The organism is Rhodococcus sp. MH15, from assembly GCF_019266045.1.
In the GTDB taxonomy this organism is placed as follows: domain Bacteria; phylum Actinomycetota; class Actinomycetes; order Mycobacteriales; family Mycobacteriaceae; genus Rhodococcus_F; species Rhodococcus_F qingshengii.
This window is the reverse complement of record NZ_LPNP01000064.1, coordinates 17,308-36,728: the sequence shown is the minus strand read 5'-3', so window position 1 is coordinate 36,728 and position 19,421 is coordinate 17,308. Positions and strand designations below refer to the sequence as shown.

At 61.4% G+C, this 19,421-nt stretch carries 22 protein-coding genes and 2 pseudogenes; 11 read left to right on the top strand and 13 right to left on the bottom strand.

All coding sequences use genetic code 11. The features are described 5' to 3' along the window. Positions 1 to 652 (top strand): tetratricopeptide repeat protein (locus ATN37_RS14430; RefSeq protein ID WP_218695315.1); only part of this gene is annotated, 652 nt, incomplete at its 5' end. A gap of 13 nt (positions 653 to 665) precedes the next feature. On the opposite strand, the gene ATN37_RS14425 is transcribed toward ATN37_RS14430, so the two are convergent. Both ATN37_RS14425 and ATN37_RS14420 read right to left on the bottom strand, forming a co-directional pair. After that, entirely contained in the window at positions 666 to 1,289 is a 624-nt protein-coding gene (locus ATN37_RS14425; protein ID WP_064074605.1) for a metallophosphoesterase, read from the bottom strand. After that, positions 1,286 to 2,125, bottom strand: coding sequence for a nucleotidyltransferase domain-containing protein (locus ATN37_RS14420; RefSeq protein WP_064074604.1), 840 nt, complete (start codon positions 2,123 to 2,125; stop codon positions 1,286 to 1,288). The genes ATN37_RS14425 and ATN37_RS14420 overlap by 4 nt, the downstream gene beginning before the upstream one ends. A 992-nt stretch (positions 2,126 to 3,117) precedes the next feature. Between ATN37_RS14420 and ATN37_RS14415 the strand changes: the two genes are divergently transcribed. After that, positions 3,118 to 3,726, top strand: coding sequence for a hypothetical protein (locus ATN37_RS14415; protein ID WP_064074603.1), 609 nt, complete (start codon positions 3,118 to 3,120; stop codon positions 3,724 to 3,726). 427 nt (positions 3,727 to 4,153) lie between these two features. Here the strand turns inward: ATN37_RS14415 and ATN37_RS14410 are convergent. Then, a pseudogene (locus ATN37_RS14410) lies at positions 4,154 to 4,309 on the bottom strand (ATP-binding protein); the annotation flags it as partial. Between the two features lie 144 nt (positions 4,310 to 4,453). Here ATN37_RS14410 and ATN37_RS14405 point away from each other — a divergent pair. After that, entirely contained in the window at positions 4,454 to 5,515 is a 1,062-nt protein-coding gene (locus tag ATN37_RS14405) for a site-specific integrase (RefSeq protein WP_050655551.1), read from the top strand. Continuing rightward, on the top strand, positions 5,512 to 5,829 hold the full coding sequence (locus ATN37_RS14400; RefSeq protein ID WP_050655421.1) for a helix-turn-helix transcriptional regulator: 318 nt from the start codon (positions 5,512 to 5,514) through the stop codon (positions 5,827 to 5,829). Before ATN37_RS14405 ends, ATN37_RS14400 begins: the two co-directional genes overlap by 4 nt. 16 nt (positions 5,830 to 5,845) lie before the next feature. Here the strand turns inward: ATN37_RS14400 and ATN37_RS32535 are convergent, their stop codons facing one another. Then, a complete protein-coding gene (locus ATN37_RS32535; protein WP_231915142.1) occupies positions 5,846 to 6,190 on the bottom strand; it encodes a hypothetical protein in 345 nt (114 codons plus the stop codon). Between the two features lie 123 nt (positions 6,191 to 6,313). Here ATN37_RS32535 and ATN37_RS14395 point away from each other — a divergent pair, with 123 nt between their 5' ends. Next, on the top strand, positions 6,314 to 7,480 hold the full coding sequence (locus tag ATN37_RS14395) for an integrase (RefSeq protein ID WP_238587954.1): 1,167 nt from the start codon (positions 6,314 to 6,316) through the stop codon (positions 7,478 to 7,480). Between the two features lie 13 nt (positions 7,481 to 7,493). Here ATN37_RS14395 and istB read toward each other — a convergent pair whose 3' ends face one another. The 6 genes and pseudogenes from istB to ATN37_RS14365 all read right to left on the bottom strand — a co-directional run bounded on the left by istB (position 7,494) and on the right by ATN37_RS14365 (position 13,234). Continuing rightward, a complete protein-coding gene (gene istB, locus ATN37_RS14390) occupies positions 7,494 to 8,198 on the bottom strand; it encodes an IS21-like element helper ATPase IstB (RefSeq protein WP_058037388.1) in 705 nt (234 codons plus the stop codon). 45 nt (positions 8,199 to 8,243) lie between these two features. Then, positions 8,244 to 9,889 (bottom strand): annotated as a pseudogene (gene istA / locus ATN37_RS14385) (IS21 family transposase); the annotation flags it as partial. A gap of 67 nt (positions 9,890 to 9,956) precedes the next feature. Then, complete coding sequence (locus ATN37_RS14380) at positions 9,957 to 10,460, bottom strand: condensation domain-containing protein (protein WP_058037343.1); 504 nt, start codon at positions 10,458 to 10,460, stop codon at positions 9,957 to 9,959. After that, positions 10,457 to 10,921 (bottom strand): hypothetical protein, encoded by a 465-nt coding sequence (locus ATN37_RS14375; protein WP_058037342.1) that lies wholly within the window; start codon positions 10,919 to 10,921, stop codon positions 10,457 to 10,459. Before ATN37_RS14375 ends, ATN37_RS14380 begins: the two co-directional genes overlap by 4 nt. Positions 10,922 to 11,339: 418 nt before the next feature. Continuing rightward, positions 11,340 to 12,575, bottom strand: a complete 1,236-nt coding sequence (locus ATN37_RS14370) for a cell wall metabolism sensor histidine kinase WalK (protein ID WP_058037341.1) — start codon at positions 12,573 to 12,575, stop codon at positions 11,340 to 11,342. Continuing rightward, complete coding sequence (locus tag ATN37_RS14365) at positions 12,572 to 13,234, bottom strand: response regulator transcription factor (RefSeq protein WP_058037340.1); 663 nt, start codon at positions 13,232 to 13,234, stop codon at positions 12,572 to 12,574. The genes ATN37_RS14370 and ATN37_RS14365 overlap by 4 nt, the downstream gene beginning before the upstream one ends. 181 nt (positions 13,235 to 13,415) lie before the next feature. Here ATN37_RS14365 and ATN37_RS14360 point away from each other — a divergent pair, with 181 nt between their 5' ends. The 5 genes from ATN37_RS14360 to ATN37_RS14340 are packed head-to-tail and all read left to right on the top strand — an operon-like array spanning position 13,416 to position 16,605. Beyond that, on the top strand, positions 13,416 to 13,682 hold the full coding sequence (locus ATN37_RS14360; RefSeq protein ID WP_058037339.1) for a hypothetical protein: 267 nt from the start codon (positions 13,416 to 13,418) through the stop codon (positions 13,680 to 13,682). Further along, the gene (locus tag ATN37_RS14355; protein WP_058037338.1) at positions 13,679 to 14,620 is read left to right on the top strand and encodes an FAD:protein FMN transferase; all 942 of its coding nucleotides are present in this window, start codon (positions 13,679 to 13,681) and stop codon (positions 14,618 to 14,620) included. The genes ATN37_RS14360 and ATN37_RS14355 overlap by 4 nt, the downstream gene beginning before the upstream one ends. Positions 14,621 to 14,622: 2 nt before the next feature. Continuing rightward, positions 14,623 to 15,180 carry a ferric reductase-like transmembrane domain-containing protein gene (locus ATN37_RS14350; protein ID WP_058037337.1) on the top strand — a complete coding sequence of 186 codons (558 nt, stop codon included), beginning with the start codon at positions 14,623 to 14,625 and terminating at the stop codon, positions 15,178 to 15,180. A gap of 1 nt (position 15,181) precedes the next feature. After that, a complete protein-coding gene (locus ATN37_RS14345) occupies positions 15,182 to 16,387 on the top strand; it encodes an NADH-ubiquinone oxidoreductase-F iron-sulfur binding region domain-containing protein (protein WP_218695313.1) in 1,206 nt (401 codons plus the stop codon). Further along, complete coding sequence (locus ATN37_RS14340) at positions 16,384 to 16,605, top strand: ferredoxin (RefSeq protein ID WP_082661328.1); 222 nt, start codon at positions 16,384 to 16,386, stop codon at positions 16,603 to 16,605. The genes ATN37_RS14345 and ATN37_RS14340 overlap by 4 nt, the downstream gene beginning before the upstream one ends. A gap of 78 nt (positions 16,606 to 16,683) precedes the next feature. Here ATN37_RS14340 and ATN37_RS33150 read toward each other — a convergent pair whose 3' ends face one another. Next, positions 16,684 to 16,878: an integrase core domain-containing protein gene (locus ATN37_RS33150; protein WP_082661327.1), complete on the bottom strand. Its 195-nt coding sequence runs from the start codon at positions 16,876 to 16,878 to the stop codon at positions 16,684 to 16,686. A 59-nt stretch (positions 16,879 to 16,937) separates the two neighbouring features. Between ATN37_RS33150 and ATN37_RS14330 the strand changes: the two genes are divergently transcribed. After that, positions 16,938 to 17,711 carry an AAA family ATPase gene (locus ATN37_RS14330; RefSeq protein ID WP_156423094.1) on the top strand — a complete coding sequence of 258 codons (774 nt, stop codon included), beginning with the start codon at positions 16,938 to 16,940 and terminating at the stop codon, positions 17,709 to 17,711. Positions 17,712 to 17,846: 135 nt separating this feature from the next. Here ATN37_RS14330 and ATN37_RS14325 read toward each other — a convergent pair whose 3' ends face one another. Both ATN37_RS14325 and ATN37_RS14320 read right to left on the bottom strand, forming a co-directional pair. After that, positions 17,847 to 18,614 (bottom strand): VIT family protein, encoded by a 768-nt coding sequence (locus ATN37_RS14325; RefSeq protein WP_058037334.1) that lies wholly within the window; start codon positions 18,612 to 18,614, stop codon positions 17,847 to 17,849. Beyond that, positions 18,611 to 19,402 carry an acyl-[acyl-carrier-protein] thioesterase gene (locus tag ATN37_RS14320; RefSeq protein WP_058037333.1) on the bottom strand — a complete coding sequence of 264 codons (792 nt, stop codon included), beginning with the start codon at positions 19,400 to 19,402 and terminating at the stop codon, positions 18,611 to 18,613. The genes ATN37_RS14325 and ATN37_RS14320 overlap by 4 nt, the downstream gene beginning before the upstream one ends. Positions 19,403 to 19,421: the final 19 nt, after the last annotated feature.

Here is a 19,421-nt window from a genome sequence, read left to right as displayed (position 1 = left end):
CGGTGTGTCACAGGGTTGGTCCTTCTTGGTCGAGAACGGCTATTTCGCAATTCCCATTCTCGCGCCGAGGACCAGCCCGTCTACTTCAGTCCCGCGTCAGCAACGTCCGTACCCGCAACAACTAGCGCAGTCTGCAATCAATCTCGGTCGGAGCCAAATGCGCCTTGGCGACTACGCGGCAGCGGAAGCGAGGTTCGCCGAAGCAATCGACTTTCTACGAGACGATCACGATGATCACCTGATGGCCAACGCGTTGTCGGGTCTCGCGGAGTCGGGGCTGCGGCAAGGTGCGGCCGACGGGGCCCAGGGCCACATCGAGCAGGCACTCAAAATTAATGAACGAATCCAGAACTCCGATGGGGTCAGCATTGCGCACGCGCTGTTTGCGCAGCTCCTGTTGCTGGAAGGCGCACCGGATGAGGCTGAGAGGCATGCGCTCGTATCGCAGGAGAAGAGCGAGAAGTCGAACAATGCTGCCGGCCTTGGCACAGCAGCCTGGCTGCTCGCGGAGGTGGCATTCGCGAAAGGAGGGACTTCACGCGCGAGGGCGCTACTGAGGGAAGCGACTGTACACGCCAGGAAGGCTCAGAGCCCCTTGCTGGATCGGGACATCGAGCAAACCTCCGTGAAGCTCAGCGCAGCGGGGACCTAGTAGTAAATTCTCGTCATCGAATCGGCTTACAAGGCTTCGACTGAATCCAAGTGAGGCTCGGCCAGAATAGACAGGTCAGCCGGCCGTCGGGCAGCGTGCCGCAACCTGTGTCGATGAAGGCTCGATCGTGTTCGATCCGGGGGAGAAGGCGACGCTGAGGAGAGTGACCATAGATTGCGAATCGCTCGGTGTCCCCTGTCGTGTCGATCTCATGGGCCGGGCGTTCATGCGTTGCAACAACGCCGTCTACCACAACCTGATTGGCGAGCGAGTTCAGAAAGTCAATGTGTGTGGCGGGAACACTTTCCCGAAGCTGGGACAGTACGTCGGCTCGCGGCGCACCGACGTAGGACACAACCGTGGATGCTCCCCCGATCCGCAAGAAGCTGTCAAAACCGTCGCCCACTAGCGAGTCAAGGAAGGCTTGATCGTGATTCCCCATGATGAATGACGTAGAGATTCCCTTGGTCTGCTGCAGTCGGATCAGGAAGTCAATTACCTCACGAGAGTGCGGTCCACGGTTCACGTAGTCACCGAGGAAGACAAGGTGGGAGGTGCGAGAGCGTGCCGCTGTTACGAGTTCGTCCAGTTCTTCAATGCAACCGTGAATATCACCGATGAACCCGATCTCGTTCATAGAATTACTTTCGGAAGCTCGGCGTAAGGAAGGGATTCGTCCACGCCGAGAGCTAAGGTAGCCAGCTTCTCAAGGTCAGGATTGCTTGTCGATGAGCTAACGATGAGCGCGTGTAGGGATCCAAACGGGTTGTCGCCGGGTGCGCCTACTACCTCAATCAGGCGTTGGCGCAAATCGTCGAGGACACCGAGACTAGGAGCAGGATACTGCTCTGGATGCGACGACAGCAAGATAGTCAACTCTGGCTGATTGAACCGCACCGCCAATTCCTCGACTGAGAAGCATGGACGCCCATCGCGTAGAGCCAGGGTGTAGATGGCCGTGCGGAGTAAGTACCGAGCGACCTGGCACAACCCCGGCAGATAGATAGATTGCTCCTCGCGTGGCAGATCGAGAACAATTGCGAACTCGCGAATCCGTTGGAGTAACTCCTGTGGGTCGGGCGGGGTGAACGTGCTCAAGATTTCGGCCATTCGGCCTTCGGTGTCGTGCAAGGCAATCCCGTCCCTCGCCAGATGCATCCCGAAGAGGGTAGCTCGGGCATCGGCCAGTTGGGTGGGGGTGTAGGCGCTCAGGCTTAACTTGCCTTCCATTCCGGAGTCGGCCCGGAACTGTGACATAACGAGAAGGTCTAAGTCAGAAGTGGCTGATGCATCGCCCCGCGCCCAACTGCCGTAAAGCAGTACACCAATCGCGTTTCCCTGAACTCGCGTGCAGACCTGCTCAATGAGCATGTCGTCGACCAGAAGTTCCGCGAGTTTTTTGCGGATGGCCTCAAGATCGACCGGCGATTCAGGTTCGTGCCAATCTAACTCGAATGGATCAGTATTGGTCACACCTATCGTCCTTCCGTACTGATCAGCAATGGACGATGGCCTCGGGTGCACATTGCCCGTGTATGTACCCAAGCGATAGCGCTCTGCAGCGCCATTCAATTATGCACGGCAGCCTCGGGTGGAGCGCTGCCAGTGGGACCTCATCGTGTAATGCCCACATAGACCGTCCACACCCCGCCGCAGTGGCTCTGCTGTCAAAATTCAGGTGCCATTGACAGGTTGTGCGACGGGACGGTCCAGGCGAGCCGCTCAGCGGTGTTCGACAGATCTCGCGGTGAGGCATCGACATCGATGAAGCCAGCCTGCGTCGAGCCGTCTGACGACGCTAACGACTGATGCGCAATTTGCTCTACCGCTGAGGTTTCACCTCACCGATCTACATCGCGCTGCAGTCCGGGAGCTGAAGGGCTTTCAGCTGACCAAGCCCAAGGTTGCTGGCTGATTCCCCGCCGACTTGCAGCGTTAACTTCGGCATGTACTGCTGGCGTGTCAGACGGCGTGGACGAAGCCTTGAATGGGCGCGACCTCCGGCCTGTGTGGGCACCCCTGGCCGCAGACTTCGTGTGGGGTGCCGACGTTCCGTATGTACAACTCCCCGAAGCGAAACCCAAGCGTCGCCCGATCCAGCGTGAGTATCGACCTGCGGTGTACCGGCGGGGCGGGCGGAGAAACTGGGCAGGGAGATGCAGATGCTGTCGACACCGATCATCGATCACCGTGCAGCCGCGGATGGGCAGGTCTCGGCCGACAACGAACCCGCAGGGTGCCGGCACGGGAGGGCTCCCGATTGGCGCGCTACATACCCAACTCCGGAAGCAGAACGCCCACGCGCAGCGTGTGCTGCGGGCCGTCGAAGCAAGGAAACCTGTCGGACCGATAGGCGACGATGGCCCGTAGCGTCACAGAGACCGCCGCGACGGTATGCCGGCGCGGCAGTGAACGGCCCAGCGTCGTCCCCAGCGGCATCACCAAACGAGAAATGGAGACACAAGATGAGCGTCGACGGATTCGTGTTCGTAGATCTCGAAACCACCGGCACCGAAGCCGAAGTCTGCGAGATCCTCGAAATCGGGTTCGCGCTGTACTCTGCCGACCTCATGCCGATCGAGCGTTTCGAGGCCCTCGCAGTCACCACCGGTACATCTGCCCTGATCGACCGACTTCACACCGATCCAGCGTTCGACGTCGTGAAGCGAATGCACACTGACAACGGGCTATTCGCCGATCTACGTACTGAAATCGCAGCAGCCGGCGACAACGCACCGCAGGATCTGTCCGGCTTCGAATCCGATATTGTCGATCTCCTCGCGCGGTGGGGCGTCGACAGCTCGACTCCACTATGCGGCAGCTCCCACCGCATGGACCGCGAGTTCCTGGCGCGGTGGATGCCGAAGACAGACGCGTTGTTCTCCTACCGGATTATCGACGCCTCGTCGTTCCGCGAAGCTGGCTTGCGCCTCGACCGCGAACGGACGAAATCACGTCTCGATCTCGTCGCCAAATATGGGGCACCCGCTCACCGCGTTGTCGAGGACATGCACCACTCTGCGAACGTGCTGCGCGTATTCCATGACAGAGCCCCGATTCCCCTCGGCGCGTGACCTGTCGGACGTCTCGAACGGGCCGGTCACCCGAGAGCTCCGAGCTAGTCCGCGAACGCCGGCGATTGCGCGCATGAATCGCGTCGTGGAGAGTCCAGTCAAGGGTCGGTAGCGAGACTGTCGTCCGAGTTTTGTTGATGGACAACCTGATCGAGTGACGTCGTGGGAGTACAAATGGGCCAAGTTTGGAGCCCTAAGTGGTTCGTGTTGACGACGGTTGAAAACTGGTCCTGGCCCACTTTCCGTGATGGCGCTCGCGGCACCTACCATCGCGGCCTCAACGGACGCGGTGGACCACGCAAAAACCTAACAACCCCTGCACCTGAGTTAGTGTCAGCTATGTCATGACAACGCAGTGTGTCAACGGCATCTGAATCTTGATCCCTTTCCGGCATCTGAAAGTTGACCCCTGCGTGCGGTTATGCGATCAGGTCTCGGTTTTCTGACTGGGCATCGGACGGCCGAGATCACGATCCTTGAGGCGATAGCTGTCACCTTTGAGCGAAATGACATCTGCGTGATGGACCAGCCTGTCGATCATCGCCGCGGCCACGACCTCGTCGCCGAACACCTCGCCCCATCTATCTGGGGTTGGCACTTGTTCGTCTCCGTGGAAACCCGCAGCTCGCTGGGACTTCAGCATGTTTTCGCGTTCTAGCCTTCTCAAGCTGTGAGCGGTCTATATTAGGTGCTACCTTAATCGTTCAGGTGTGAAGAAGGTGTGCTGATGACCGAAGGTCTGCGGCTGATCCCGGGCAACGTCGTTCCGATAGAGTCGATCGAGTCAGATCCTGTTGTGTTCCAACGCAACTGCGTGGACGCCTTCGTCGCGTCCTGGCGAGCTCGGGGCTTCAGCCCAGTCACTATCGACAACGACATCGGGCTACTCGAGCGGACGCTGACGGCACTGGGCCGGCCGGCGTGGGAAGTCACCGCCGAGGACATCGACCGAGTCGTTGGCAGCCTCGCAGTCGCGGGCCGTGCTCCGTCGACTCGGCGGGAGTATGTGCAGATCTTCAAGGGATTCCACTGGTTCCTCCAGGTTCGCAAGGCAGCCGAGATCGAGGCCGTGTTCGGGGTGAAGCTGGTCTGCCCGGTGGATGAGTTCAACGCCTCCCGCCATGTCGGCGACGATTCGCCGGCGCTGGTGCCGCCTCCGACTCCGGAGCGCGTGCGGGAGTTCTTCGAGTTCATGAAGGCGCGCATCATCACCGCCCGAAAATATGGGCCGGCAGCTCGGGACTACGCGCTGTTCCGGACGCTCTATCATGCCGGACTGCGCTCGGAAGAGGCTGCGCTGCTCGACCTTCCGGATGTGCATTTCGATCGTGGTCCGTTCGGCAAACTTCATGTCCGCTTCGGTAAGGGCGCCAGGATGTCCGGTCCTCGGCCGCGATGGGTTCCGATGCTCGACGGTCTGGACCTGGTGCTGCGCTGGTTCCTGACCGACGTGCGGCCCAAGTTCCCGGACTCGCCGGTGTTGTTCGCCGCCGAGTCCGGCGGGCCGCTGCATCGTGGAACGATCCGCAACCGGCTGCGATATCTGATGGAGCTCGAAGGGCGCCCGCGTTCGGAGCGGTTCAGCCCGCATGCGCTGCGACGTGCGTGCGCGACCCACAACTATGAGCGTGGCGTGGATCTGGTTGCGATCCAACAGCTTCTGGGTCACTGGACCGTCGGATCGACGATGCGGTATGTCCGGCCATCGGAGACCTTCATCGAGGACGCGTATCGGCGCGCGGTGACCACCACCCTGGCCGAGCTCAGCGGAGAGGACGAGCGAGCGTGAGGATCAAGTGGCGACTGCGGATGGCCGCGGCCCAACGCGAAGTGTGGACCGGGACCGAGCTGCGCAGGCTACTGGCAGACAAAGCCGGGCTGGAGATGTCGGCGGCGTCGGTGTCGGCGCTGTTCACCAAGGAACCCACCCAGATCAAGATGACGACGCTGATCGCGTTGTGCACTGCCTTGCAATGCACTCCGGACGACTTGTTCGAGATCGACACCACTCCCGTCGAGCGTCCTGCCGAGCCGCCAATCCGACCGGCGCCGACGCAGCGCCAAGCCGTCAACGCCCGCGGCCGCTCGCTGCCGCCGATGTGACGCTTCGACCTGGAAGTCATTGCAGAACATGGGTAAACGCCAGCGTGACTGTGTCGAGTGCGGCGGACCGGTGGGCATCATCGGCCGCGACCTGTGCTGCCGGTGCACCGCCCGCGCCAAGGACGCGGCCGCCAAGCAACCGTGCCCTGACTGCAGCCGCAGTAGGGTGCTCGTCGTCGAGACAGGTCGTTGCGTGCTTTGTTCCCGCCGGTGCGCGCAGTGCGGTCACAAGGTCCGCTTCGCGGAGGCCGTGTTGTGCCGGGGCTGCCAACACAAAGCCGACCTGCAAGCTCGGCAACAGGACTGTCCGCGGTGCGGCAAACCCGGGTATCTGCGCGTGGACACCGGCTGGTGCGGTCACTGTTCGAGGCCGCGACCTTCGAAGAAGCCCCCGCACGTCTGCGTCGCCTGTGGCGTGTTGCGCCGCCATGCCGGCCGCGGCATGTGCTCGCGATGCTGGCAGCGCCATCCGGATCGGCCGCATGTGGCCGGCGAACATCTCCTAACACGTCTTGCCGACCCGCCGGATTGGCTGCCCGGCCTGATCACCTGTCTCGCCGACGGCTATTCGCCAGGCCGTGCGTGTGTGGCGGTCACCGAGCTGGGGCGACTGCTCGACGACGAGCACTCCAATCATCCGCCGTCCCTGCTCGATAGGGCACGCCGCTCAGGTCGTTCCATGGGTCCGCTGGCCAGATCGATGCAGGATTTCTTCACCGAACACGGGCTGGCGATGCCGACCGACCAGAACGAGCGACTCGCCGCCGGCCGTCGGCAACGGCGGATCGAAGCGGCCCCAGAGCCGCTGCGGCCGGCAATCGCAGGATTCGCCGAGTTCATGCTTACCTCCAGGGCCCGTGCTCGCCGGGCCGGAACACTGCCCCGCAGCGATTCGACCATAGAGGCCGCACTGGCGGCCGTTCGAGATTTCGCTTCGTTCTTGAACAGTGAACGCGGGAAACAAGATTGGGCGACCGTCGAGCTCGGCGACGTCGAGGCGTTCCTAGTTTCCCTGCCGAAGTCGCGCCAGCGAAGAATCACCGTGCTGCGCCAGTTTTTCCGATTCGCGCGCAGTCACCGTCTGGTCCTTGTCGATCCGACGAAGAGCCTGGACAGCAAAGAGGCCAAGGGTTTTCGTGGCCGGACGCTCACTCTCGAGCAACAGCGCCGGTTGTTCCAGCGGTGGACCACCGACCTGCTGGTGCATCCGCATGAATCCCTGGTCGGCATCCTCGCCTTGCTGCATGGCGCTTCCAGTCGCGAAGTCCGGCTGATGACCTGCGACGATGTTGATCCGATTCGACAGACCGTCAGGCTTGGCAAGCGACCGCATCCGGTCCCGATGGACCCAGCGAGCTGGACGATCGTGCAGCGCTGTTTGGCCCATCGCGCCTCCTGGCGAACCGCCAATCCGCACGTCATCGTCACCAAAGGGACCAAGGCCGGACGGTCACCCGCATCGGTCGCCTATCTGAGTCATGTGCTCGACGATTGCGGGTTCGGCCCACGGATGATCCGCTGCACTCGCCTTATCGATCTGGTCAACACCATGGATCCGAAGCTCGTCGCCGCGGCATTCGGCATGACCGCCGAGGCCGCCATGATCTACCTGGCAGACTTCGTCGACCCGACCCGACTGCCGAACCCGTGAAACTTCGGCGCCACTACGCACAGATTCGCGCGAACATGTGCGCTTTGGAGAAGGACTCGTTTGACGCGATCGCGACGGAATTCTTCTCCTCCCGTTCGGTCAACACCTGGAAAAGCAGCTCAGCACCTCGCTTGTCGAGTTCCATGTAACCGAGTTCGTCCAGCAAAAGTAGATCCACTCGGCCGTAGCGGGCGATCGTGCGGGCGAGTTGTTTCTCGTCGGCGGCTTCGACGAGCTCGTTCACTAATCGGGTGGCGAGGACGTATTTGACGCGGTAGCCCGCTTCGGCGGCCGCCGCGCCGAGCCCGATGAGTAGATGCGATTTCCCGGTTCCGGAGTCCCCGATCAAGCACAGGGGTTGGCCTTTGCGGATCCAGTCGCCGGTGGCGAGGGTGCCGATGGTGGCGGGATTGATGTTGGGGTTGGCGTCGAAATCGAAGTCGGCCAACCACTTTTCGCGAGGGAACCCTGCTCCCTTGATTCGCCGCACCACACTTCGCCGGTCACGGTCGTCGCATTCGGAAAGCAGCAACTCCGCCAGAAATCCGTAGTACGAAAGCTGGTCCTTGCGGGCGGCAGTGGCGGCGTCCGCGACGACGGCACGGATGGTGGGTAGCCGTAGCCGGCGGCAGGCTTGATCGACTGCGGCGGTGGCGGCTTCCTCGGTTAAACCTCGGCGGCGCAGCGTGGTGGAAACCGTGACGGGTGGACGAACCATGTTCGGGCCTTCTTTCACTCGGCTCGGGCGGCGGATGGGGCGAGATTGCGGCGTTCGGGGAGTCGCAGGAGTTGGTCGTAGTGATCGACCGTCGGTGCGGGCCGAGAATCGGCTGGCAGACCAGCGATGATCGCTGCCGGATCGGCGAGACGGCGTTGGGTCAGGCTGACAACGCGTTGCTCGCGGCCGTCGCGACGAGCAACGAGATGACGGCCTGAATCAGACCCACCCGCATCGACCTCCGATGATGCGTGTCGGCGGGCTTCGACCGCGACGACATCAGCGGTCACTGCACCCACGGTCAGCGCGGCTTCGATGCCCGCGATTACGTCATCGCTATCGATGGTGCGGTGCAGGAGCAGGACATCGATGAGTTGGCGGGTTCCGCCGGCGTCACCGTCGGTTTTGCGGGCCGCCGCCCAGAACGCGTCATGAGCGGCGGTGAACGTCCCGTTTCTGCGGGCTGCGGCCAAAGCGCTGGCCCCTGGCAGGGCACCGGGTTTGGTGCGCAGTACTTCCAGGTAGTGGTCGAGATCGAGGCTCTGACCGCCCCGGGCGATGACCCGTTGATGGCGAGCGATCGCCGCCCGTCCGTCGAAGACCACCACTTCCGATGCCCGCAACGACACCCGCACCTTCCTGCCGATGAAACGTGCTGGGACAGAGTATTTCGCCATCCGCACCGTGATCAACGCTGACCGATCGACCCGCGGTTCCAGCGACAATCCAGGATCGAAGCCCTCGCCTGGAACAGGGCGCAGAAGCGGTGCTTCGACGGCGAAGTCCTGCCCGACAGTGCGTATCCGGTCATTGATGCGCCGACTGTCGTCGGCGGTGTCCCAGCCGCGGATCTTCTCGTTGAGCTCATCGAGGGAGTCGACAACAGGCATCGGGGACAATCGGTTTCGGCGGAACCGGCCCACCTCGCCCTCTACACCGCCTTTTTCGTGCGCCCCGGAGATACCAGGCTGGCAGTAAAACGGGTCGAACCCGAAGTGCGAACGAAACAGCACCCACCGCGGGTTCTCCACACGAGCACGAGATTGCCCGTAAATCACTTTCTGCACTGCACTGGTCAAATTGTCGTAGCGAATGTGACGGGTCGGGACACCGCCGATCTCGTCGAACGCGGCGATATGACCTTCGAGGAACGCTTCCTGCCCTTGGGTCGAGTACACGCGGTGCACGGATTTCCCCGAATGCGAGAGCCGGAAGGCGAACATGTGGCATTTCGTTTTCACCCCGGCCAGGATCACCCATACTTCACCGAAATCGACTTCCGCTTCGGCACCGGGTGCGTGTTCCTGCGGGACGAATACTTCGATGCGGCGTCCGGCTTCGACGTCGATCTGTGCTCGCCGGACCCGCACGTAGTCACGCACCGTGGAATACGAAAGGTGCTGCGCTCCATGTTCGTCGGCCAGCCTGGCGAGGATTCGGCGGGCCGTGTGGCGTTGTTTTCGTGGTGCGTCGATATCGGCGGTGAGCATGGCGTCGATCGCGGCTTTGAACGGATCCAGTTTCGGGGAACAGCGCACCGGGATCTTTCTCGGTGGCGGCTCCGCTTGCGCCAACGCCATCCGCACCGTTGCCCGGCCGACCTGGTGGCGGCGGGCCAACTGCCGGATCGAATACTCCTCGATCCGGGCGTCACGTCGAATTCGGGCGAACAACTCCATTCGAGTCTCCATCACTGCCCTCCAGCAGTTGCTGGCATCCGAACAAGCCAGATGGCACCAACTCTGAGGTGGGCTCAGCTCAAACCGTCATCATCGGTCCGGCGAGTCGCAGATGGGTCTGGGTCTGGCCGTCACGGTGGTCTCGACTCAAGCTGTCATAAACAGATGTGTACCCGTCAAGTGCTATGTGGTGAGCGCGGTAGTACCAGAACCAACGGTCCGGGCCGACGCGCAGCAGCTTCGCGATTGTAAGCGGCTGGTCCGAAGATAGGGTCGCGGTCGACCATTCGTGTTGCATCCAGGAGGTAGCTGCTCCGACGGGATTGTCGAATCGGCGAAAGTCCAGCCTTTCGCCGACAACGGCGATGTTCACGTCGTCATGCAGTTCCGGGACACCGTCCGTCACGCGTAGGTGAAGGCCTGCAATACCGAATTCACGGTGAGCGATGACCGTTGCGGATTCCAGGCGGTCTGCGTCCAGTTCTCCGGTCAACTCGGCATACTGCGCAATGACGTACGGGGTTGTGGGGTCGAGCGTCTGCGCGAAATATAGAGACCGTTGCGCGGCCGTCAGTGACGTCATACTCGGGCCCGGATAACGACGATTTCCTTGATGTCCTGTCCAGGTTCGATGACGCGCATCGACTCGAGATATGTCCTGCGCGACAACTGGGCTGTACCGTCCCAGCTGTGTGCGGGGCCGATTCGCGGCTTCCGGTTGCATAGCGACGGAACGTTAGGTGGGGTCGCTATGACGAGGTCGTATCGACGACCGCGCAACAGGGGCAGGAGGCCCCCACAGCTGACGCGGATTCTGGCGCCATGGAACTGTCCGCTCAACCACGGGCAGACTGCAGCGCGGCGTGAGATGTCGGCAGCGAAAACTGATTCGGTGCCGGGACCGGCTGCACAGGCGTTCACAGCGCCACGACCGGAGCGCGGGTCGAGTACCTGGGACGAAGCATCCATGTGTTCGGCGAGTGCGGCATCCGAAATCAATCGGGTACGGCTTTGTGGTGCATACACTCCGGGGAATCGAATCATCACACTGCGCTCCTGTCGTCGACTCGCTCTAAGGGGATTTTTGCGCCTGTTCCTTCCGCACGGTCCTTGCTCCGCTCTCACCGATTCGATAGACGTAGCAAGGGGAGTTGTGTTCGAGCCGTTCACTTGCGTCGGTGGTGATCGGGACTAGGACCACGGTGACCTCTGTCGTCAGTGCAGGCAATATTTCGAGTCGTATGCGTGCATTCGGCCAGAGAACTGTACAGAGAACCAGAATCGCGGAAAGCGGAACGAGCACGACGACACAGCGGACGAGAAGTGGACGCGCCGACAATCCGCCGATCCTGGTCAGTCCCACGCAGACCAACGTAGGGAGCATTTCTTGGAGAGTTCTGGGGGCACGTGCTCGCGTGGATTCTCTTGCCGGAGTGCATTGCCGTCCCGACCTCGCGCACTTTCAGCCGGCTGCCGGAAGGATGAGTTCGAAGGCGGAGCCGACCCCTGGCGTCGATTCGATAATGACTTCGCCGCGATGTGCATGTGCGATCTCGCGGACCAACGACAATCCGATTCCGTATCGGCGCGAACCTGCAGGCTGCATCTCCCCATGCGAGAACCTGTCGAACAGAATGGGGACGACCTCGGGAGCGATCCCGATTCCGGTGTCGCTCACACGGACTTTGACCTGATCACGATCACGTTCGACACGGAGAAGGACGTGACCGCCCGGTCGCTCATGCGCCAACGCATTATCTACGAGCGCGAGAACAGCGCGGCGCAGAGCAGATTCGATCCCCAGGACCACAGGTTCGCCCGTACCCGACTCACTGGTTTCGACGGAGACCCCCGATTTCTGGGCGTGATCTGCGACGCTGCCGCGCACTTGCTCACAGACCGCCGCCATATCGACCCGATGCCTCGACTGTCGTCTGTCATCCATCGACGCCGCCATCAAAAGATCTTCGATCACTTCGCCCAGAGCGCGAGTGTCGTCGACCAGTCCGTTCAATTGAGCTACCAGCTCGAACGACTCGATCGAATTTCCTCGACGGGCCAGAAGTTGTGCGCGAGTATGCAATACGGTCAATGGTGCGCGGAGTTCATGCGACGCATCGGCGACAAATCGTCGCTGCAACTCGAGAGCCTGGCTCAGCGGCCTGATCGCACGCCGTGACAACAGAAACACGACACCCACGGATGCAGCAATACCGGTGATTTCGGCGAATCCGAGCGCCAGGAGAAGTCGCTGTCTGCCGGTTTCGTATGGCTCGAGTGCTGCGACAACTGCCACACGGCCTTCGGCGCCATCCGAGACGAGGGCGCGATAATTTTGAGCTGCACTGCTGAAATCGGTATAGCCGACCGGCGAGTCGAGGAGACCAGTGGTACCACGAGGTGCGCGTGGGCTGACAGCAACGGCACCATCGGCCGAGCGGAATGCGAGCGACATACCAGGGGGCGGATCATCCGCATCGTCCGCCGTCGCCGCAACCTCGGTCAGTGCAGAGCGGATTTGACGATCCTGTGCCCGCGCGTAGCCGAGGTACGATACGGCTCCCACGATCAACAACACGGCGCCCAGCGCGACGGCAGCCTGTATCGCCGCGGATCGGCCGGCTCGCCGTAGACGCGCCTCGTCGCCGAAGCCAGTGGTAGATCCTCGGTGGCCCTTGACTTTTCTGCGGCAGATCATTCTCCGAACCGATACCCGAGGCCGTGAACCGTTGCGATGACATTCCGGCCGAGCTTACGTCTGAGGTAGTGAACGTAGGTATCGACAGTGCCCGGGGTGTCTGCGCTTCCGAACACGTGCTCGAGCAGTTGGCTGCGAGAGAAGACTTGTCCAGGTGACGCGCACAGAAGTCCGATGAGTTCGCTCTCTCTTTCCGACAGTGAGGTCACCGAACCGGACGCCGTGTCCGTGGCTGTCCGGTTGGCGCGATCGACTTCCCATCTGCCGACGTGGATCGGACTGGCCGAGGCGCGGCGGCGAAGCAGGGCGCGTATTCGAGCCAGCAATTCGGGAATCTCGAAGGGTTTGACCAGATAGTCCTCTGCGCCGGCATCGAGCCCCTCGACACGATCAGTGAGGGCACCACGTGCAGTGAGGATCAACGCGGGGACGCTAGAGTCGCGTGCTCGGAGGGTCCTGAGTAACTCGACGCCGTCGACGACCGGCAAACCTCGATCGAAGACGAACACGTCGTATGCCCGTGTCAGCGCCAAATGAAGGCCAGCTTGCCCGTCGTGCGCGACATCGACATCGTGCCCTTCGTCCTCGAACAAGTCCGCGAGCAAGCCCGCTAGTTGCCGATCGTCCTCGACGAGAAGAATTCGTGGGTTCGGGGCCATGAGTGCGAGCCTGCCACGTCTGTTCTGAGAACTCTCCAAGATTGTGTCTGGATCGTGGACGTCAGAGCCAGCGAGGGGTGTTGCGCCGACTCACAGCGGCTTCACAGCGACCGTCCAGGTGTGTATCAGCACCGAGGCCGATTGTTGAGTTCTTCATCGAGCATTTGAGAGCGGGCATCAGATGAATACACCGGAAGACGGATTCCGAAAGGTACGAGCAGTCACCGGAACCCTCGTGGCATTGGGAGTGGTCGGGGTCATCGGCGGAACGGCCCTTGCTTACTCCGATACCCAAACGGTGGCGACTGTGACGACGGTCAACGACATCCCTTCCGCTAACTCGGGCGCGGGCACTGCCTCCACCCCGACGTCCACAACTGCAACACCGCGCCTGTCGAGCGGGAGTTCCGGCGCTCACGGCTCCCACGCTCGATCGGCCGGATCGTGACCGCGGTGTCGCCTGTCGCGAGGTCGGAGTGGACGTTATGGGGAATCGAGGCGTCGATAGTGGTGACGGACCCTGAATCTCTCCTACCGGCCAGGTTGATCGTGGACGAATACCTAAACCGAATAGAATTGGCATGCAGCCGATTTCGCGATGATTCCGAGATTCGGCTGATTGAGAATGCCCGAGGTATCCCGGTCGAAGTGAGCAGCACTCTCGCACGCCTACTCCGAACAGCGCTTGATGGCGCCCGGATCACAGAAGGCGCGGTGGATCCAACCATCGGGGCGGCGATGATCGCACTCGGTTACGACCGCGACTTTGCACTGATCGAGGGCCGGGAGGTACCGATCCGAACGTCATTCGTCTCGAACCCACTGTGGAGTTCGGTCCGACTTGACGGGCAAACCGTCACTGTCCCGGCCGGTGTTCAACTCGACCTTGGAGCAACAGCGAAGGCGCTGGCGGCGGACGACTGTGCACTAGCAGTCAGCGCGAAGCTGAATTGCGGAGTGTTGGTGTGTCTGGGAGGAGACATCGCCACAGCAGGCCCGTCACCCGACGGTGGTTGGACAGTCCTGGTGCAAGACGGCGACGACGCTCCTGCCAGTAACGTCGTTCTTCCTCCGGGAGTGGCCGTCGCCACCTCGAGCACCAGGAAGCGCCGGTGGTCGCAGAACGGTCGAAACGTGCACCACATCATCGATCCTCATAGTGGTCGCAGTGCAGATGGCACATGGCAGACGGTCACTGTTGCAGCCAACAGTTGCGTGTCGGCCAACCTCGCAAGTACTGCGTGCGTTGTACGAGGGTTTGCCGGTGCGCAGGAGCTCGAGATCGAAGGTTTGCCGGCGCGGCTGGTGGGCTCGTCGGGTGAGATCCGTCTGCTGAACGGGTGGCCGTCAGATCGCGAGATCGTCAGTGCCAGGGAGGGTTTATAGCCATGGACGAGGCATTCTGGGCGTTCGGGCGTGGGACAGGAGTTACCGCCCTTGCCTTCCTCACGGTGTCGATGGTGCTCGGAATCTTCACACGCTCGGGGAGAGCGCTTGCGGGGCTTCCTAGATTCGGGGTACAGAACGTACACCGGGCCGCAGCATTGATCGGGCTCATATTGGTCGTCGTTCACATGCTGTCACTTCTCGCCGACCCGTACGCGCAACTTCAACTCGTGGATTTCATCTTCCCCTTCCTAGGTGACTACCGACCTGTCTGGTTAGGACTGGGCACTCTCGCATTCGACATTCTCCTTGCAGTCTCACTCACCGGAATGCTCCGAAATCGCATCGGGAACAGAACCTTTCGACTAGTTCACTGGGGCGCATACGCACTGTGGCCGATCGCACTCGCGCACGGACTTGGCAACGGTACCGATTCCGGGCACGCATGGTTTCTCGCGATCACCGTTGGTTCGGCGATCGCGGTCGTCGGATCAGTGAGTTGGCGGCTTCGGACCGACTTCATCGAGTACGCGACCTTACGTACTGCAGAACGGACATGACATGACCATCGGACTACTCGCCGCACGTTCACCCGACCTCGCCACGCACACAGCACTCTTCGGCCCTCTCCCGAACTCCCTGCAGCCGGGCACCTTGACGTGTCTACTCGCAGATGCCGAACTCGCAGGCAAGGGGGGAGCGGCGTTTCGTACGGCGAGCAAACTCGATTCCGTCACCGGAAGGCGCGCGGTGGTGATCGCGAACGGCAGCGAAGGGGAACCGCTCAGTCAGAAGGATGCGGTACTTCTCGAACATGCACCCCACCTCGTGATCGACGGATTGCTGCTGGTCGCGCACGAGACGAGTAGTCGAGAGATTTACCTTTATGCGGGAGAACGTCAGCTCCGGTTCGTGCGGCAAGCATTGGAGGAGCGGCGGAGCGCTGGATTCGGTGAGCTTCCCGTCAACCTCGTCGAGTCTCCGACAACTTTCGTCAGCGGCGAGAAGTCAGCTGTGATCGGGATGATCGAAGGGGGAGGAGCCCTACCTCGAGATCGATTCGCTCACAACACTTCATCTGGACTTCGCGGGCGGCCGACAGTAGTTCAGAACGTCGAGACCCTGGCGCACATCGCACTGATCGCCCGATACGGACCTGAGTGGTTTCGCTCGCGCGGAGTCAACGGTGGAGTGGGGACGATGCTGGTAACGATTTCAGGCGATGTGGCAGTCGGCGGTGTCGTGGAGGTGCCGATGGGGATCTCGGTGGCGAAGTTGGTGTCCGGGTATTCCCGCACTGATTCGGCAGGTGTGCGTGCTGTCCTGATCGGTGGGTATCACGGTGGTTGGATCGATGCGGTGGAGCTGTCGGCAACCATCATGTCAACCGCGTCGCTGGGCTTTGTCGGCGCCTCCCCGGGCGCCGGTGTCATTCACGTGCTCGACCACTCACGTTGCGGCTTGCAGATTTCGGCCGATATCGTGCAGTATCTCGCCGGTCAGAGTGCACGCCAGTGCGGGCCCTGCGTCAATGGATTGCCTCGACTGGCCCAGGCACTCTCTGAGGTTGCTTATCGGGAAGGCCGTACTCACAGTGAAGATTCAATCCACTACCTGGCAGATCTGGTCGACGGTCGTGGTGCGTGCAAACACCCCGACGGTACAGCGCGATTTGTGAGGAGTTCACTGCGTGTATTCGGGCGGGATCTCCGGTTGCACGCGGACGGTCGCTGCGAGGTCGGCGCGCATATGGAGGCCACGCCATGAGTAGGAGGGTGGGCAAAGTCCTGCATATCGATTGGACTGCATGCGACGGTCGCGGACTGTGTACAGAATTGTTGCCGACTTTGTTTGGGCGTGACGAGTGGGGATATCCGTTGGCGCATGACCGCCAGCGAGAGTCGCACGTTCCCACAGAACTCGAATCGGATGCTGAGCGCGCTGTTAAGCTCTGCCCTACTGCAGCTCTGCGACTCCTGCCGTAGGTGGGTTGATCTGTCATGAGGATTTCGGACAATGGAGATGACTAATTTCAGGCCGCGATCGCGAGCTGCTGATGACTATCAGTGAACCTCGTTCGGAGGCCGGCAGTCGAGCGTCGAGTGACGACGTCGCGGGTTGCAGAAACCTTCGATGTATCCCACAATATCTTGTCGCGCTTGATCTTTCGTTGCGTCGACGGTCCGGAAGACGAACTCGTTCTTCAGCGCGGGGAAGAATCTTTCGGCCGTATTCCTGTCCCAGCACACCCCGTGCATCCCATAGATGATCGCAGCTCCAGGCCGGACATCAGGTGACGAAATGCCCTGGAGTTGTATTGATTACCGCGATCCGGGTGGAAAACAGCTCCGGGTTCGATAAGCGTGGCAGCAGCAGCAGCAGCACCAGCAGTCGCTTTCGTCAACGCCTACGCGGTCAGGTCGATGCGCATATGGTCTGCGATCGACCACCCCACAACCTTTCGGGAGTTCAGCGGGTAAGCCCCAAAGTTCGAAGCTTCGTAACTAGTGTTTGCAGAATGCCGCGACTGATTCATCTGAATGGGGCCTCCGGTATCGGGAAGTCGACGATTGCCCGGATGTACGCCGACCGTCACCCCGGAGTGCTTAACCTCGACACCGATCATGTGGTCAGTCTCGTCGGTGGATGGCAAGACAACTTCTGGACCGCCTTGGTTGCGGCAAGAGAGCTCGCCGTCAGCATGGCGGCAACCCATTTGCAGAGTGGGCACGATGTGGTGATGCCGCAGCTAGTTACCCGAATTACCGAAATCGAGGACTTTGAGGTGGCGGCGAAAACTAGCGATGCCGAGTATCTCGAGGTCGTACTGATTGGAAGCAAAGAACAGGCGCTCGCTCGATTCGCCGAACGAAGTACGCACTTGGAGATCACCCATCAGCAGCAACTCGACCAGGTGATCGTGCAGAACGGAGGAGATGGACTTCTTGAACGAATTCACGACCATCTCACCCAGTACCTGCGAATTCGCTCGAACTACCTCGTAATCGACGCCGACCGTTCCACCGCAGAGGGAACCTACGAGTCATTGATCGCAGCACTCGCAGCACTCGCAGCACTCGCAGCTAGTTGAGCCGAGATAGAGGCAAGTGCATCGAGGGAAGCTCGATCGCGGCCGCCTCACTGCACGCGACTGCATTTGGACCTACCGGGCGTCCCGATTGGCGTTGGTCAGTGCACGCGGGGCAGTGCGATCCCGTATCTGCTGTCAGACTCCTGCAACTCCGAGTAGTTGCCCTACGGCGTAGGTGATGATCATCGCGAGGGCGCCGCCCAGCACCACACGAACTACCGCGCGACGGGGATTCGCTCCGCCCAGACGCGCGCTCACCGCGCCGGTCAGCGCCAACGCAAGCAGGACCGCGACGAAGGTGACAGGAATCCGAGCCCCAGTCGGTGGGGCGAGGATCGCGATCAAGGGAAGCAACGCTCCCACCGTGAACGATATTGCCGACGACAGTGCCGCGGAGATCGGGTTGGTCAACTCGTCGGGGTCGATACCGAGTTCGATGTCGACGTGTGCGGCGAACGCGTCGTGAGCGGTCAACTCCTCCGCGACTTTGTGGGCGGTTTCCTCGCTCAAGCCCCTGGCCTGGTACATGGAGGTCAACTCGTCGAGTTCTGCACCGGGCGTCTGCTCGAGTTCGCGGCGTTCTTTCTCCAACAGGGCGCGTTCGGTGTCACGTTGAGTGCTCACGGACACGTATTCGCCGAGCGCCATCGACACAGCGCCGGCGACAAGACCTGCAACACCGGCGGTCAGGATCGGGCCGCGGTCGGGTGAGAGGGCCGCGACACCGACGACGAGGCCTGCGACGGAGACGATGCCGTCGTTGGCTCCGAGTACCCCGGCGCGCAGCCAGTTCAGCCGCGAGGACACACCAGCGGTGTGTGGTTCGTCGTGAGCCGGTCGACGGTTTTCGCTGTCGTTGTCGGCTCCTCCTGATGAGCTCGGCGATCGAGGCGAATCTGTCATGACGGGCCGGGTTTCGTGAATTGTGCTGTGGCACGGGTATCGCCGTTGCACACGAACCACGCGGTGCTCGTTTCTGCGTGGTGGGTGGTTCGGATTTCGACGGTCTCGTCGATGGTGATGGGTTTCGTGTATTCCAGAACAGCTCGGTACGGAGCCTTTGGCAGGGACGGATGCCTTCTCTGCGACGCTTCGGCCGGTTGCCAGTACACGGCGTTGTTGACGTGATCGAATGGATCGATATCACTGGGCCGCAAACAGAATTCGGTACCCGCAGTGTTTGGCGCTACGTCGGTGATCCATCGTCGCCAGGTGAGGCGATGCTCGTCGGTTGTCGTGGCGAGCGGCGCCATGAAGTCATCGCTGATTCGAGACGGCATCCCGTTCTGTGGATTGATGTTGATCCAGAATCCTTCGGTTTCGATCAAACCGCCGCCGTCTGATTCGATACGCACTCGCATGGTGCACCAGCGGCTCGAGAGGGCGGAACACCATCGATGTAATCGTACGGTGTCGGGCCAGCTGATCGGTCTGATGACGTCGATGACCGTTCGACGTACCACCCACAGTGGGTGGGTCTGGGCTGCGCCGTTTGCTTCGAGGTTGTCGAAACCCAAATCTTGCAGGTAACGGGCTATGGCGTCGAGTCGTAGGCTTCGGTCCGGGTGGATGTCTCCGGTACGGACGGGCCACGAGTTACTGAAGACTGCCCCTTCGGAAGGGCGCGGTGCGAGCGGATCGGACTGTGACCCTCCGCGGTTCGCGGACGTGTGTGGTGCCGAGGTTGTCACGGGCAGAGCTCTTTTCGTT